At 40.8% G+C, this 14,311-nt stretch carries 16 protein-coding genes; 10 read left to right on the top strand and 6 right to left on the bottom strand.

The window, feature by feature from the left end:
- Positions 1–82: 82 nt before the first annotated feature.
- Positions 83–1,666 (bottom strand): nitric oxide reductase transcriptional regulator NorR, encoded by a 1,584-nt coding sequence (gene norR / locus L4D20_RS17680; RefSeq protein WP_428802912.1) that lies wholly within the window; start codon positions 1,664–1,666, stop codon positions 83–85.
- Positions 1,667–1,893: 227 nt separating this feature from the next.
- Here norR and hmpA point away from each other — a divergent pair, with 227 nt between their 5' ends.
- On the top strand, positions 1,894–3,072 hold the full coding sequence (gene hmpA / locus L4D20_RS17675; protein WP_428802911.1) for an NO-inducible flavohemoprotein: 1,179 nt from the start codon (positions 1,894–1,896) through the stop codon (positions 3,070–3,072).
- Positions 3,073–3,186: 114 nt separating this feature from the next.
- On the opposite strand, the gene L4D20_RS17670 is transcribed toward hmpA, so the two are convergent.
- Positions 3,187–4,017 (bottom strand): LysR family transcriptional regulator, encoded by an 831-nt coding sequence (locus L4D20_RS17670; RefSeq protein ID WP_428802910.1) that lies wholly within the window; start codon positions 4,015–4,017, stop codon positions 3,187–3,189.
- Between the two features lie 260 nt (positions 4,018–4,277).
- Here L4D20_RS17670 and L4D20_RS17665 point away from each other — a divergent pair, with 260 nt between their 5' ends.
- Complete coding sequence (locus L4D20_RS17665) at positions 4,278–5,525, top strand: DUF1254 domain-containing protein (RefSeq protein WP_428802909.1); 1,248 nt, start codon at positions 4,278–4,280, stop codon at positions 5,523–5,525.
- A 295-nt stretch (positions 5,526–5,820) separates the two neighbouring features.
- Here L4D20_RS17665 and L4D20_RS17660 read toward each other — a convergent pair whose 3' ends face one another.
- The 3 genes from L4D20_RS17660 to L4D20_RS17650 form a co-directional block, all read right to left on the bottom strand.
- On the bottom strand, positions 5,821–6,366 hold the full coding sequence (locus tag L4D20_RS17660) for a hypothetical protein (protein WP_428802908.1): 546 nt from the start codon (positions 6,364–6,366) through the stop codon (positions 5,821–5,823).
- The gene (locus L4D20_RS17655; protein ID WP_428802907.1) at positions 6,363–6,899 is read right to left on the bottom strand and encodes a YaeQ family protein; all 537 of its coding nucleotides are present in this window, start codon (positions 6,897–6,899) and stop codon (positions 6,363–6,365) included. The genes L4D20_RS17660 and L4D20_RS17655 overlap by 4 nt, the downstream gene beginning before the upstream one ends.
- Before the next feature lie 71 nt (positions 6,900–6,970).
- Complete coding sequence (locus L4D20_RS17650; protein ID WP_017034739.1) at positions 6,971–7,180, bottom strand: cold-shock protein; 210 nt, start codon at positions 7,178–7,180, stop codon at positions 6,971–6,973.
- 356 nt (positions 7,181–7,536) lie between these two features.
- On the opposite strand from L4D20_RS17650, the gene arfA reads away from it, so the two are divergent.
- Positions 7,537–7,752: an alternative ribosome rescue factor ArfA gene (gene arfA / locus L4D20_RS17645; RefSeq protein WP_428802906.1), complete on the top strand. Its 216-nt coding sequence runs from the start codon at positions 7,537–7,539 to the stop codon at positions 7,750–7,752.
- Between the two features lie 63 nt (positions 7,753–7,815).
- On the opposite strand, the gene L4D20_RS17640 is transcribed toward arfA, so the two are convergent.
- Complete coding sequence (locus tag L4D20_RS17640; protein ID WP_428802905.1) at positions 7,816–8,979, bottom strand: threonine/serine exporter family protein; 1,164 nt, start codon at positions 8,977–8,979, stop codon at positions 7,816–7,818.
- A 471-nt stretch (positions 8,980–9,450) separates the two neighbouring features.
- Between L4D20_RS17640 and L4D20_RS17635 the strand changes: the two genes are divergently transcribed.
- The 7 genes from L4D20_RS17635 to L4D20_RS17605 all read left to right on the top strand — a co-directional run bounded on the left by L4D20_RS17635 (position 9,451) and on the right by L4D20_RS17605 (position 13,950).
- Positions 9,451–9,816 carry an NADH:ubiquinone oxidoreductase gene (locus L4D20_RS17635; protein WP_428802904.1) on the top strand — a complete coding sequence of 122 codons (366 nt, stop codon included), beginning with the start codon at positions 9,451–9,453 and terminating at the stop codon, positions 9,814–9,816.
- Between the two features lie 248 nt (positions 9,817–10,064).
- Entirely contained in the window at positions 10,065–11,225 is a 1,161-nt protein-coding gene (locus tag L4D20_RS17630) for a serine hydrolase (RefSeq protein WP_428802903.1), read from the top strand.
- A gap of 238 nt (positions 11,226–11,463) precedes the next feature.
- Complete coding sequence (locus tag L4D20_RS17625) at positions 11,464–11,811, top strand: helix-turn-helix domain-containing protein (RefSeq protein WP_428802902.1); 348 nt, start codon at positions 11,464–11,466, stop codon at positions 11,809–11,811.
- 119 nt (positions 11,812–11,930) lie between these two features.
- Positions 11,931–12,614 (top strand): DUF3313 domain-containing protein, encoded by a 684-nt coding sequence (locus tag L4D20_RS17620; RefSeq protein ID WP_428802901.1) that lies wholly within the window; start codon positions 11,931–11,933, stop codon positions 12,612–12,614.
- Between the two features lie 16 nt (positions 12,615–12,630).
- Positions 12,631–12,846, top strand: coding sequence for a DUF3820 family protein (locus L4D20_RS17615; RefSeq protein ID WP_428802900.1), 216 nt, complete (start codon positions 12,631–12,633; stop codon positions 12,844–12,846).
- A gap of 41 nt (positions 12,847–12,887) precedes the next feature.
- Complete coding sequence (locus tag L4D20_RS17610; RefSeq protein WP_428802899.1) at positions 12,888–13,130, top strand: hypothetical protein; 243 nt, start codon at positions 12,888–12,890, stop codon at positions 13,128–13,130.
- Positions 13,131–13,557: 427 nt separating this feature from the next.
- Positions 13,558–13,950 (top strand): hypothetical protein, encoded by a 393-nt coding sequence (locus L4D20_RS17605; protein ID WP_428802898.1) that lies wholly within the window; start codon positions 13,558–13,560, stop codon positions 13,948–13,950.
- The last annotated feature ends 361 nt before the right edge of the window (positions 13,951–14,311 follow it).

The following is a 14,311-nucleotide window of genomic DNA, read 5'->3' as shown; positions in this document are numbered from 1 at the left end:
AACAATTACTAGCTAGTAATTTAATAGGAAGATATATCAAATTACTAGCTAGATCAGCGGTGAAATTGAAATTTAGCTGACTCTATTGATGTATCGTATGCTCTTTTGTCACTGTGATTCCAAGACGTTTTGCTAATCGAGTTAAATTTGCACGATCAGTTTGTAAGTATCGGCTTGCTTTTGCCCAGTTAAAATCGGCGCCCTCTAATGCAGAGGTAATCAGTTGGCGTTGATACGTTTCAGTTGCTTGTCGAAGGTTTAGGGTTGCATCAGTCTGATTTGGCTGCGGCTGAACATCCATTGGAGCGGTGTCAAGAATTGGAGTGTTATCCAGTGAACCAATATCTTCGTTGGTAACAGTAATCGTTGAACGGTGTTGGTTTCTCGCTCTTGATTTTAGCGCTGCTCGGTTGATGACATGTTCAAGCTCACGTACATTTCCCGGCCAGCTATAAAGCATGATATATCTGAGTGCTTCTTGCCCCATTTTTAGCTGAACAATACCGAGTTTACGACGCGCTTGCTCTAGAAAGAACCCGGCTAAAAGAGCAATATCACCTTCTCGTTCACGCAGTGGTGGTACTAAAATAGGATAAACGGTTAAGCGATGATATAAATCCGCTCGAAAACGACCTTGGCTCACCTCTTCTTTTAAGTCACGGTTAGTCGCGGCAAGTACTCTTACATCAATGCTTTCGACTCTATCTTGGCCGACAGGCTGTATTTCGTTATTTTGTAGAGCACGCAATATCTTGCTTTGAGCCGCTAAAGGAAGTTCTCCTATTTCATCGAGAAACAGTGTGCCACCATTTGCGAGTGCAAATTTGCCCAATCGATTCTTATCTGCGCCAGTGAATGCCCCTTTAACATGACCAAAGAGTTCACTCTCAACTAGATTTTCAGGAATAGCCGCGCAGTTAACGTAAATCAGAGATTGCTTTTTCCGAGAGGATTGGTGATGCAATGTCCGAGCAACAAGTTCTTTACCTACTCCGGTTTCACCATGAATAAGAATGTTGAAATCGGAAGGAGCAACAACGTCGATGTCAGTTTTTAGGCCAACCATGGCTTTACTCGAGCCGATGATCTCTCCGCCATCACGCTCCCACGCCTCTTCATTCAACTCTTCTACACGCTGCTGGCTCTGTTTAGCTTGCTGTTCGAGTTGTGAAAACGTCATCGCCATTTTTAGTGTGGACGCGGCGATAGCTGAAAGCACTTCCAAACTTCGGTCGGGGATCTCATTGAATAAACCAGGCCTTAAACTATCCAAAGTAAGCACACCCAGTAGCTTGTCACCGAAAAGAAGCGGAAGTCCCATGCAAGAGTGCATAGGCAGGTCGCCATCATGATCAAGTAGAAGGCCATCAAAAGGGTCTGGTAAAGGACTATCCGCATCAAATCGAACAGGCGTCTTAGCTCGACATATCTCATCAAATCTCGGATGCTCAGACGCAATAAAGCGACGACCTAATGTATCTCGCGTTAATCCTTGCATAGCTAAAGGCGTGAGTGTTTCTCCTTGAATGGAAAGAAGCACGACGCTGTCACACTGAATAGTCTTTCGAATCGCATCCAGTAATTTATTAAAGCGGTCTTCATCGTTTAAACCGCTTGCAAGTCCAATGGTCATTTCGACGAGTGTTGAAACAGAAATATCTTGCATGTAATGCATCCCAATTAGGTGTTACCAATATTATGAAGTCTAAATGACTCATAGTAAAGGGGTCATTTAGACATGTTGAAATATTGAGGATGCCGCCAAGTTACTGATATTTCTCTGTTATTGTTGTTGGCATAGATAGTGCTATTACTTGAATTAATTAGAGCGAGTAGAAACTTGCCAATTACTAAGTAAAGCCAACAATCATAACCCCAATGGGAGATTATTTAATGCTCAATGAACAACATATTAAAACAGTAAAAAGTACGATTCCTTTATTAGAACAAGCAGGACCAGCTCTAACGAAACACTTTTATGAACGTATGTTTCGTATCAATCCTGAGCTTCAAGATATCTTCAATATGGCCAATCAGAAAACGGGTCGCCAAAGTGTTGCACTGTTCGAGGCGATTGCTGCTTACGCAAAAAATATTGAAAATTTGGGCGCATTAACTTCGGCCGTTGAGCGTATTGCTCATAAGCATACGAGCTTCAATATTCGAGCAGAACATTATCAAATTGTAGGTCATCACTTAATTGAGACATTAAGAGAGTTAACAGGAGATGCGTTTAGTACTGAAGTGGAAGAGGCTTGGACGGCTGCATATCTGTTTTTGGCTCAAGTATTTATCGATCGTGAAGGTGAACTTTACTTACAAAGAAAACAGGCAATCGGTGGTTGGGAGGCTGCTCGTGAGTTTATTGTAACGGATAAAAAACAAGAGTCATCGTTAGTAACCAGTTTTGTATTCACACCAGTAGATAAAGCTGCAGTGCTTAGCTACCAACCGGGTCAATATATTGGGATTGAGGTTAAGCCTGAATCTAGTCAATACAATGAAATTCGCCAGTATTCACTTTCTGAACAATCCAATGGCGTGAGCTACCGGATCTCTGTGAAGCGAGAGGGAGCGGGAACCGATCAAAAAGGATTAGTCTCTAACCACTTACATGATGATGTTGAGGTTGGTGACAGTATAAATTTATATGCGCCGGCGGGTGACTTTTTCTATGTTGAAAAGCAAAGCCCTGTTGTGCTCATTTCTGCAGGGGTAGGAGCGACTCCTGTTCAAGCCATGCTTCAAAGTTTAAATGGTTCAGGAAAAGATAACGTAAATTATCTACATGCCTGCAACAGTAGAGATCAGCATTCATTTATTGACGAAACGAGTACATTAATCGCAGTAAATGGCTGGCAGCAAAGTATTTGGTACATGGAGGGGGATTCAGATTTTCATGGTCCAATGAGTTTGTCTTCAGTTGAATCTACGTTACCGTTAGCAGATGGCGATTTTTATCTTTGTGGGCCAATAGGTTTTATGGATAGCATCGTTAAGCAGTTAGAATTGCTTAATGTGTCGCGAGACAGAGTTCATTATGAGGTGTTTGGTCCTCATGCAAATTTGTAGATAAATAAGAGATAGAAAGAGGAGCGAGAGCTTCTCTTTTTTTGTTTATAAAGTCAGCTTTAATCGTGAGGCTTACTATATAAGCATTAGCCCGATTAAGGTTGAGCTTAGATGTTAAGTGAAACTGGCTTGTAACTGTTTCATTATTTGCTTTCGTAACACCCTATGCTGGATATCCTTTTCAAAAGAGCGGTGATAGAGCAAATTGAAGGTAATTGGCTGTAGTTCAAAAGGGGGCTCTATTATTTGAAGTTGAAGTGACTTGGCATAATCAGACATACTTTGAGGGACAAACCCCAAGTAATCACTACTGGATACATATAACATCAAGCTAGCAACGCTGTTAGTACGGTAAACGATATCTCTTGGTTGAGGATCGACAGTAATAAGGTTGAATAAGTCACTATTACTTCGTCTAGTCGCTAATGCAATATGCTGTTCACTATAGAATTCAGCAGGAGTAATCTCCCCTTGAATTCTGGGATGGCTTCCAGATGCGATCATTACCATTCTTTCCGTCGCGACTTCTTCTCGAATAATACAGGCATCTACAATACCCACAGAATCAACCACTAAGTCTACTTTACGGCTTCGTAAATCATTAATTAAGGTATCTTCGCTCTTAGGGGCATCTATAAGTATTGCGTTTACATTTTTGAGGCCGTAAACAAGCGCTTCTTGAATGTATACTTTGTAGCGGACATCATGGATTGCTTCTCTTACTAAATCACGCAACGAACCGAGTTTCTGTGCCATATGGTGTGCATAACTCGTCGCCTCAATGGTTCTGCCCTTTTTAACAAACAGCCCTTTTCCTAGTTCACCTTCGAGTTTTTTTATTCGTTGACTCACTGCTGACTGGCTAATACCTATCTCTTCACTCGCCTTTGAGTAGCTTTCATTTAGATACACTTTCATGAACGTATCCAATAAATTTAGATCCACTATGACGCCTTATCTATTAGCTGTGCTTATAGCTAACTTTAGCATTAAGCCATTTTTCTTCAAATAATTATTGAGTAAAGTTTAACCCGTTCAATGAGCTAAGGAAGCACTGGCCGGTTGAGCGTCAGTAGGGCAAGGGTTGCAAATAACATAAGAGCGCACTGGAACACAGTGACTGAGGGTTGCATGTCTTTTTTGAAGATCCATTGCCCCGCCTTATCAGTCATAGAATTTAAACCATACCTTGATAGGTGAAATAAATGATTAAAAAAACAATGGTCGCCGCCGCTTTATTATTGTCTTTCAATGCGATCGCTGATGAGAAGGTTTATAGTGGAACGTTGCCAAATGGCACCGAAGTCTCTGCAACTGAAGCTGAACTTCATGCTTACAAAGCGTACCATCACTTAGAATATTTGATCTCTCTTGCCCAAGCTTCGGGTGGAACAAATGTACTGGCACATACGCGTGAGCTACCTGTTGATGGCGCTGATGTCGTAACACCTGCGCTTGACCAAATTTATTCACGCTCTGTATTAGATCTAACCAACGGCCCTGTGGTGGTTAATTTTAGCGACGTTGAGACTGATCATTATTACTCGATTCAGATCGTCGACCAAGAGCACTACACAACTTATGATGAAATTCGCCCAGTAGGCTCTTATGTATTCGTACGTCAAGGTTATGAAGGTGAACTTCCAGAAGGCAAAGTTCTTACTCAGCGTGGTGACTACCCATTCTTGTTCATTAGAACTCAGGTGAAGGATACATCTATCACTGAGTATGCGATTACACATGCAATCCAAGATGGTATTTCATTAGAATCGACAACCTCAAGCTTAATTGCTGCGGATGATCTTATTAAGTTTACTGTTGAGACTCATTCCCCACATAAGGAAAATGCTGAGTTGCTAAAGAGCCAGGTGGGTAAGTTCGATGCTGAATCACATCAACGTATGTTTATGCTAACTTCCGCAAAGTTCCTAGCAGGGTACCAAGCTTCTAATGTAGGTATTTTCAATGATATAGGTCAGGGCATGGATGACCCAATGGCACGAGCGATGGCGATTATTGGTCATCTCGGCCTTCCTGAGCATCACGCCTATTATGATGCCATTGCATTTAACTGCGACGGAGTGCCACTGAATGGCTCTAACGTTGAAACTGTGACACTTCCTTATGAACCAGGAACTGACGAGTTTTGGTCTGTCACTAGATATAGCTCTATGACTCGCAATTTGTACCCTAATCAAAACGACATATTTAATTCGTTCAATACCAAACCAGATGCAAGTGGGAATGTCACGATAACGTTTTCAGCGAATGATCCAGAAGATGGAACTTATTGGATGCCGGTAAATGAGAATGAACACTACTACATAATGAACCGATACTATGCACCTAACTATGACGAACTTGTTGTTTGGTCTCAGTGTGGTGAATTCGAAAATGTGATGGAGCGTGACTATCATCACAATGAAGTACAGCGAAAACAATTTGGGTACTAATTTACGCCCTTAGTTGTTTCAATTTGGTCGGTCATAGAATGAGCATATTGCTTAGTTGCCAATAACCAATAACCGATAATCAATATCCAATAAAGGCTCGAGCACTAGTTACGAGCCTTTATTTTGAAACTTTCTTTCCTACTTTCACACATCAAAAGCACCCACTATTCCAGTGTTAGATGATCCATACTGCTTCTTCTAAGTTAGAAGCTCTGCTTAGAGTCAATTATGCTTTCAAGGGACTATTGAAAAGTGGTACTTGTGTGATGATGATTGCTTATTTTTAACCCAAGATTTAGTCGCGAGACTTGCTAAATAAACGCTTTATCCATTGGCTGAGGCTTCCTTTGCTTGTAGGAGCACGGTTTTGATTGCCGAGGTAGAAGCTTTCTAGGTATTGAGTGCGAAGCTGTTGTACGTCTTGAGATGTCACTGAGCTAATTAACTTGGATGTTTCGTGAGCATGGTCGTTCGCTAAGCTGAAATCCATCCCTAGAAAACCTTGGATATAAAGCCAAGCATGAGTAATAACGGTTAGCTCGTCAGTATCACTCGTTTTAAATTTATTTACATGTTCTTGACCGACCGTCTTGGCTATCGCTGTTTGCATGTCGTTGATCGATTCAAGATATTGAGTAAGACCAGATGCAATTTCAATGTGGCTTTTGGTCAACATTCCAAGCAAGTGTAACGTTGCTGAAGTCTGCGGTTTGCTCTCAAGAACCTTTGAAAAAAGTGGCTGCTGGGAAGATTGCCATTTACTCCATAAGTCCTTGTGTTCCGAAATAGTTACGAGCTCAGACAGACCACAGTGATGACAAGCTTGCTCTAGTGTTTTCATTTAGTTTGTAGCTCAAAAAACTCAACTTCTTGAGAACCTTTTTGGCTATCAACAAAGATAGAGTTGCCCGTGATCATGACAGATAGCTCCATGCCACGCTCGATTAGCTTTGTTAACCCTTCGACACCTTCAGCATCAAAACGAGTGATATCAGCGTCTAGCATGCCAATTTTGTCTTGGTTCTGGTTCCACCAAACATTAGATTTAGTGTTGAAACTGTAGACTTTGACTTTCTTAGATAAACGGGTCGATTTTTTAATACGTTCAGGATCGGGTTCACCCATATCAATCCATAGTTCAACTTGACCATCGAGTGTTTTTAACCAGATATCAGGCTCTTCGATGGTTGATAGACCTTTTGTTAACTGCAGTGACTCATGAGCGTTGAGACAATAAGCCAAAATGCGAGCCATCATTCGTTGATCATTTTCAGAAGGGTGCTGAGCAACAGTAAGGTTTAGCGAATCGTAGTAATCACGATTCATATCCGTTAAAGAGATACGGAATTTAAAAATAGTCGGTTTTAGAGCCATGGGTAATACAAGATCTCAGGCAAAAAAATAGCCAGCACGAGGCTGGCTATTTTTAGAAAAAAGGTACTAAATTAAAGTACTTTGATGTTTTCAGCTTGTGGGCCTTTTTGACCTGTAGTAACTACAAACTCAACTTTTTGACCTTCAACAAGAGTTTTGAAACCGTCGCCAGTGATCGCAGAGAAGTGTGCGAATACGTCTGGACCGTTTTCTTGTTGAATGAAGCCGAAGCCTTTAGTTTCGTTGAACCATTTTACTGTACCAGTAACTGTGTTAGACATGATAAATATCCTAATTAAAAATATTGTGCCGAAATTGGCGCGGATAGCGTGGAAAAGTAGACTGCTATTGCGTACCACACGGAAGTTACAAGTAATCCAACGAGACGCATATTTAGACAAAGAACTGCTTTCTAGCTGTTGGTGATTTTAGCCCAATCTAGAGCTAAGTCAACGTTTACTCGAGTTAATCCACACATCTTTTTAAAGTTTTCTGCAGTTTTATGCGCGTCGTGTCATTTTTGCATATACGTTATTGAGATTAATGTAATTGTGTTCTGTTCTTTCCATTTGATAATCATTGAGTTTGATTAAACTTTGTACGATAATCGCTGTGTTTTAACAAAGAGGATGGACCTGTGGGCCAGAAAAAAAGTAATAAGCAGTTTGACTGCTTAGAGTCCCCCCAAAGTGATTTGGATACGGGGCGGGGTAATATTAAAGACAACGCATTAAAAGCAGTAGTCACGAGTAAGATTTTTAAATTAAGAGTTGAGCAAGCGAAAAAAGGTAAAGGAAGTTTTAGGCGAAATAACAAACATAAGGGCAAAGAGCCCTATTCAAAAGCAGCGTAGAACGTTGAATTTGAATAGGGCTTTTTCATAGATTAATAACCCTGTGATTTTTGCTTGCTTTATCTAGTGTTCAATCTTGGGTGAGTAAATTGAGTATGCGGTGATTTGTCCGGCGACAATGGCTGAAAACATAAATAGTGCAGAAAGGCCAATGCTTGGAATAGGTAAAATCGACTGTTCAAATACTGATTGGCTGGCACTGATTAATACTCGGCTCCCTGGAACCAAAATGATAATCCCTTGCAGAATGTAAATCGCACCCGTGAGCTCCATCTTTTTAGCAACCCATGTCCCATAAAGCGTGATTAACATCGTTGTGACCCACGTTCCAACGATCCAGCCACTATCAAAACCTAAATAGAATGGACCCCACATACCGAGTACGGCGACAGGAAGCCCAAGTAAAATATCTCTCGCTCTAGCGTTGAATATAATGCCAATTGAACCTGATAGAAGAAAGACGCCCATGATGTGCATCCAAGTCGGGACATCATTTAGATAGTTCAAGGTTTCACTTGTCCCCCATATGGCTTCGCCAATATTGAGTCCCATCACGATGCCAACAAATAGTTTTATTAACGTGAGCGCACTCTGCCCAAGAAGACTCGTTCCTGAAACAAGATCATTGAAGGCTAAACACTCCAAAGCGTTGGCAATTGATAACCCGGGAACAAATAATATGATGGCGGCAATGCATAGTGCCCAAACGGGGATAGGTAATCCGGTACTTGCAATAAAGGCAACCAAAACTCCAGTGATAAGCGCTGATATAAACTCCACAGCAATGCTGCGACGCCCTTTACAAACCAACTGACAAACCCAGACCATAAAGCCAAGAAAAACAGAAAATGCAATAGCTTCCATAGTGCTGCCAACAAGCATCAAGTAGGCAGGCGGAATACCCATATTAGCAAGCGCAACCACCCATTTAGGGTAGCCTGTTGGTTCGGGTACAGGCTCGCTACTCGGCTGGTTGATCCGAATAATGGTATTGGCCAACAAGCTCAGGTTGATTGATGCCGGTTTAAGGCGCTTCATAACGACCGCGTTATTGTCATCAGGAAATTGATAATTGATGGTTGTTGGTAAAGCTTGGATCATTACGTCGACATTATGCTTTCTAGCGTAATGCTGAGTGTATTTTTCAACTTTATAAGGAGCACAACCACTTCGATGCAATGTGTCGCCAATTTCTACAATTTTTTTAATTCGGTATTCGGAAGGCATAGCGCTGGGATCAACAAGCTTAAGATGTGCATAAGGTATCAAAGCGCCTTATTTTTGACGAGAAATATAATCATACTTTGTTCACTAAATTGGTATTAATTTCTGAACTCTATTTTATGCTTATTGCCATTCATCATTTCAATTATTCGAACCCATTCCATTACATTAATAGTTTCACACTATGTCGATCTATGTCACATGTAACACTCTGTTACAAACTCTTACGGTTTAATTTTATTTGTTACTTTTTTGTGTGTTTTTTCTGCTAATGCTTTGGCAGCCTGTAATCTGGAGGTGTATTCGATTGCATTATGTTAGCAAACTGTTAATTCGCATTGGCGCTGCGAATGTGAACGAAATTTGTTGGTTTTATAGCCTTGCAATTGCATTTGAAAAAGAGACAATGAGCGCAAAATGAGTTTGCAAAAATGAAAGGATGCAATTCGTAGGTTGTTAAACGAGGCGTTAATTATGAAAATATTTGTTATTGCATTGGTATCTATACTTGCTGGTGTTGCATCAGCTGAACACTTTCACTCTTTCATTTTAGGTTTAGGTATTTCAACCTTAGCGGTTGGTAGCTGCTATTGGTTAGCATTCCGTACAACTCGCTTTCCAGAGCTTGTTTTGCTGTTACTTTTCCTAGGTATGTTTGCAAAACTGATGATTACGGTTGTGGGTATTGCACTAAGCGTCTCTGCTGAATTGATTACCTCACCATTTATATTTGCGATGTCTTATTTGTTCTTCTCTATGGTAGCGACGTATTTCTGGTTTAGTTATCGTCAAAAAAGAACACCTCATTGGACAACATTAAACACACGTTTTGCGAATTAAAATGTAACAATTAGAATCATTAAATGAACAAATTTCTTGAATGACCGGTAGCTTGCTATCGGTCATTTTGCTTTAATGGTGGAAATATTTGATTTTTGGAGCGTTAATTGGCCTAACTTCGTCGATTAAACCGTCACAATGTAACTAAAATCAAATTATCGTAAGGATTGGTAAAGCCCTAATTTATCTTTCCTACTTTTATATATACTCAAACAATATCTATCTCATTTGGCTAAGTTATGATTAATATGGATTTTCGTTTCGCGGGTGCTTTACTCTCTACTGCTCTTATCTCACCTCTTGCAGTCGCCGCACCAACCATAGTGCCTGATGCACCTGTTTTAGGTGCTAATGGCTACGTTCTTATGGATTACCATACCGGCCGAGTATTGGTCGAAAAAGATGCGCACACTAAACTAAACCCAGCTAGCCTGACTAAATTGATGACAGCCTACGTGGCTGGGCAAGAGATACAATCAGGTAATATTGGTAAGCACGATAAAGTGGTTATCAGTAAGAATGCTTGGGCCAAAAAATTCCCAGATTCATCAAAGATGTTCATTGAAGTGGGGAAAACCGTTGATATGATGGATCTTTACCGTGGTTTGATTGTTCAATCTGGTAATGATGCGAGTGTTGCCATTGCGGAGCACGTTGCGGGTTCACAAGACTCTTTTGTTGCTTTGATGAACTCATGGGCTCAGCGATTAGAACTGAACAATACCGGGTTCACCAATCCCCATGGCTTAGATAGCGATGGACTTTACTCCACCCCTTATGACATTGCGACTTTAGGTCGTGCGATCATTCGTGACCTTCCAGAGATCTACCCACTATATAGTGAGCGTTCATTTAAATATAACGGCATTACTCAATATAACCGTAACGGCCTGCTTCGTGACAGAAGCATGAATGTTGATGGTATGAAAACGGGCTATACACGTGGAGCAGGCTATAGCTTAGCGAGTTCAGCAACGAGCGGTAACATGCGATTAATCTCAGTTGTTATGGGGTCAAATAGTGCCAAAAGCCGTGAAGCAGAAAGTAAACAGTTATTGAGCTATGGCTTCCGTTTCTTTGATACCGTTTCTCCTAACTCTGCGGGCGATGAGATTGCGATGCCAAGAGTGTGGATGGGCGAAAAAGATAACGTAGCAGTCGGTGTTGCTGAAGATATTTTCTTAACGCTGACTAAAAGTGATATCAGTAAGTTGACTGCGAGCATCGAGATAAACCAAGAGTTGACGGCACCGATTCGCAAGAATGATATTTTAGGCAGTGTTTCTTACCTTGTGGAAGGCGAGCAAGTTGCACAATCATCATTAGTCGCTCTTGATGATGTAGAAGAAGGTAGCTTTTTCAAGAAAGCAATGGATTGGTTTAAGCGTCTAATCGCGAGCTTTTTCTAACCAAACCTCTAGGCACTAGCTAAGTTACATCTCTAAAGCCTTAGTAGTTTAGAGCCAAAAGGTCACATTGATTGTGACCTTTTTTGTGCGTGGAACAAAAACAGTGAAACTAAATATAGGTAATTTTGTGATTGTAAGTGCACTGCAAAACATTGGTCAAAACCTGACGATTGGCTGACATGTTATCAATGGATTAACGCAAAATTCATCCATATTTGGAATGCTAGAGAACGTTACCGTGCAGTTTACTCAACAAGATAGAGATGCCCTATACACCACTTGGATGTCACAAAAAGCCAAGATGAGACTGACCCAGATGGAAATGGCCAAAAAGATGGGGATGACGCAAACTGAGTTTTCAGAACTCCTTCGGGGCAATACAGAGCTTTCTATGGAATTTGTACATCAATTTTGCAGCAACCTCCATGTTGATGCGTACCACATCGTGCCATCGTTAAAACTCACCAATAAATCAGCACAACAGTTGGTTACATTGAAAAGTACCATATCCTTTGATGGTGAAATCCAGCGAGTTTACGCTCAAGGAAATCAAGTTGTTGTTGAGTATGTCCACACTGTTGTCTAGTACCAATTGGTTTTAGTTATACTGTTCGAACTTATCCATACAACTGTTCAATAATTATTCTTTTATCTAGTTTTTATATGGTATACCATACTGTCACATTATCAGGTGTGGTATCCATTATGAACAATACATTTACAAAACTTCTCATCATAACTGTTACAGGCTTATTGTTAATTGGCTGTAGTAACATACCACGTGTTCACGCTACCAAATTTACCTCTTATGAAGATTTCTCAGCAGGGCCTGAAGGTGGTGTTGACCTTGTGTGGGCACGAATTGGCCTGCGTAATCAGGAAAGGCTGACAGCAAAACTCGATGAGTACGATTCTGTTGTTATAGACCAAGTATTTGTGGTTGCTGAAGAGGGGAGTATTGATGAGGAACAAATCGAAGAGCTTTCAAGTTATGTCATTGAACGCTTAAAGCAGAAGATAGAACCTTATAAAACTATCGTAGAAGAGCCGCAAGGTAACACGTTGAGATTGAGTGTTGCACTTAGTAATGTTGAAACCCCAAACCCTATCTTGGCAGTAACAAGCAGTATCCTTCCTTATGGGCTAGCTATTTCAACAATTTCAAAAATCACTACGGGTGAGCACACTAATGTAGGCAGTGCGACGATTGAGTTATTGGTCAGTGATGCACAGACAGGGAAACCTCTTTTCGCAGCTATAGACCGAGAGGCTGGTAATAAAGACTTCTCTACCATGATTGACGCTCTTGATGATGCCAAAGACGCAATTAACTTTTGGGTTGAACGCTTAGGTGTTACTCTTCAAGGCCCTGACTATCCTGAGAAATAGAGACCAGAGCAGATCTATGCTTGAAAAAGAGAACCTAGTAAAATTAGCAAGAATGCCAATGCCGTTTGGTAAATATGCTGGCCGAGCGCTGATCGATCTCCCAGAAGAGTATTTGCTGTGGTTTGATAAGAAGGGATGGCCATCTGGTGAGCTTGGAGAGCTTCTAAAACTCTGTTTAGCACTCAAAATAGAAGGGTTAGACAGCGTAGTAAAGCCCTTAAAGCGTATGTAACCTGCCACAGAAACTCCCTATTTTTAACTAAAAGACTTACTATGAATTTTGATATCAATACACTGAAACATCACCAACTGGTCGAAGATGGTCAATTAGAGGGGTGTTACATTCATCAGCCTGCCCAAGGTAGCCAGCAAGATGACAAAGCAGTTTTGGCAGAACGCCACGCGCTGGAAAAGTTAGGGTACAAGGTAATACAAGTTAAAGCTAAAGGCGGAACAACGACGTTTGCTGAGGCGATGCAAAAGTTTGCGAAGAAGACGGGTCATCAGCTTAAGTAATTAGTCATACCAACCGAACAAAAAACCTTAACCTCTTCGATAACACCATGTGCATTCATGCACAAGAGTCTGACCATCAGGCTGACTCTATTTTGCCCTACATTTTATAATCAGTGCAGTGTCTACTGATCTGATTTCCTGCCAGTTTGTCTATCTAATGAAGCTTTCTTGCCATCAGTTGAATTGACGAAATTACGATCTTTGTTTATCTTAATATGAACACCGACTGATTCACTCACGGTACGTGAACACTAGTATTAATAGTCAAGGTAACCAAGTAGGTAGAAGACTAGGGGCAGCTCCCATTATTAGTTGATGAGATCTCAATAGAGCCATTGTGAATCCTAATTGAAGTTATCCCATAAAGGAGGCTTCGGCTGATTGTCTTGTGCTAAAAAGACATTCAGCATGTAATTAGGATATTACTATGCCTGTAAAAACACTCCACACTTCTTCTGAAGCCAAAAAACACTATAAAAGCATTTCTTACGAAACCCTATTAGCAAGCTGGCTATTACATGATGGTTGGGAAGTATTTATGCCCATGATTGATCATGGTATGAAGACTGATGTGCTTATTTCTGATGGGAACAAATTCTACCGCATTCAAGTAAAGTCGGTAGAGTGCTTTGATGAAAACACCGTTGTTACTGACCAATGGCAGAATGCACAGATTGATTATGTAATATATTTCTCAAGATGTTCAAATTGGGGATACATTGCGCCGCCTTTTAAGGGAAAAAGGAGAGTTAATCACTCCGAGCATGTAAGGTTTCACCAACACCCCAAGAACTTTCTCAAAGCTTTTAGTCGGGCTTAATAAACCGTACTCATGAGGAAAAATCGTGAACAGTTAGTCAGTAATATATTACTGACTAACGTTGTTTGCGCACCGACAGAATAGCTCGGTGATCACAAGTGGAAATACGGACTTTGTGACTCGGAAATGCCCCATTCCTTCTCAGCGTTGCTGTTTTTACCTTTCTCGTTAGTACTAAACTAGATTTATTTATACTTCTAGGTTGCATGTAACGTTACTTTTTAATTGTGCATCTTTTTGTTACGTTAGGAGTTGATTGATGTAATCACGTTTTGAATCTCAAGGACGGTTTGGTGGGAATTAAAGGTTATACATTTAAGTCAAGGGCTTGTTCAGTAGGATATTTTTCTATTCATGGTGT

The sequence above is a fragment of the Vibrio kyushuensis genome, from assembly GCF_050337325.1.
GTDB classification, from domain to species: domain Bacteria; phylum Pseudomonadota; class Gammaproteobacteria; order Enterobacterales; family Vibrionaceae; genus Vibrio; species Vibrio kyushuensis.
Note: the sequence above shows the minus strand (reverse complement) of the source record. Positions and strands in the feature narration are given on the sequence as shown.

Bases quoted from the DNA above. Each gene is read 5' to 3' on its own strand.
- L4D20_RS17660 (WP_428802908.1), bottom strand. From the start codon at position 6,366: ATGAAAACACTAGAGCAAGCTTGTCATCACTGTGGTCTGTCTGAGCTC.
- hmpA (WP_428802911.1), top strand. From the start codon at position 1,894: ATGCTCAATGAACAACATATTAAAACAGTAAAAAGTACGATTCCTTTA.
- L4D20_RS17630 (WP_428802903.1), top strand. From the start codon at position 10,065: ATGGATTTTCGTTTCGCGGGTGCTTTACTCTCTACTGCTCTTATCTCA.
- L4D20_RS17610 (WP_428802899.1), top strand. From the start codon at position 12,888: ATGAATTTTGATATCAATACACTGAAACATCACCAACTGGTCGAAGAT.
- L4D20_RS17655 (WP_428802907.1), bottom strand. From the start codon at position 6,899: ATGGCTCTAAAACCGACTATTTTTAAATTCCGTATCTCTTTAACGGAT.
- L4D20_RS17640 (WP_428802905.1), bottom strand. From the start codon at position 8,979: ATGCCTTCCGAATACCGAATTAAAAAAATTGTAGAAATTGGCGACACA.
- norR (WP_428802912.1), bottom strand. From the start codon at position 1,666: ATGCAAGATATTTCTGTTTCAACACTCGTCGAAATGACCATTGGACTT.
- L4D20_RS17665 (WP_428802909.1), top strand. From the start codon at position 4,278: ATGATTAAAAAAACAATGGTCGCCGCCGCTTTATTATTGTCTTTCAAT.
- L4D20_RS17615 (WP_428802900.1), top strand. From the start codon at position 12,631: ATGCTTGAAAAAGAGAACCTAGTAAAATTAGCAAGAATGCCAATGCCG.
- L4D20_RS17635 (WP_428802904.1), top strand. From the start codon at position 9,451: ATGAAAATATTTGTTATTGCATTGGTATCTATACTTGCTGGTGTTGCA.
- L4D20_RS17620 (WP_428802901.1), top strand. From the start codon at position 11,931: ATGAACAATACATTTACAAAACTTCTCATCATAACTGTTACAGGCTTA.
- L4D20_RS17650 (WP_017034739.1), bottom strand. From the start codon at position 7,180: ATGTCTAACACAGTTACTGGTACAGTAAAATGGTTCAACGAAACTAAA.
- L4D20_RS17605 (WP_428802898.1), top strand. From the start codon at position 13,558: ATGCCTGTAAAAACACTCCACACTTCTTCTGAAGCCAAAAAACACTAT.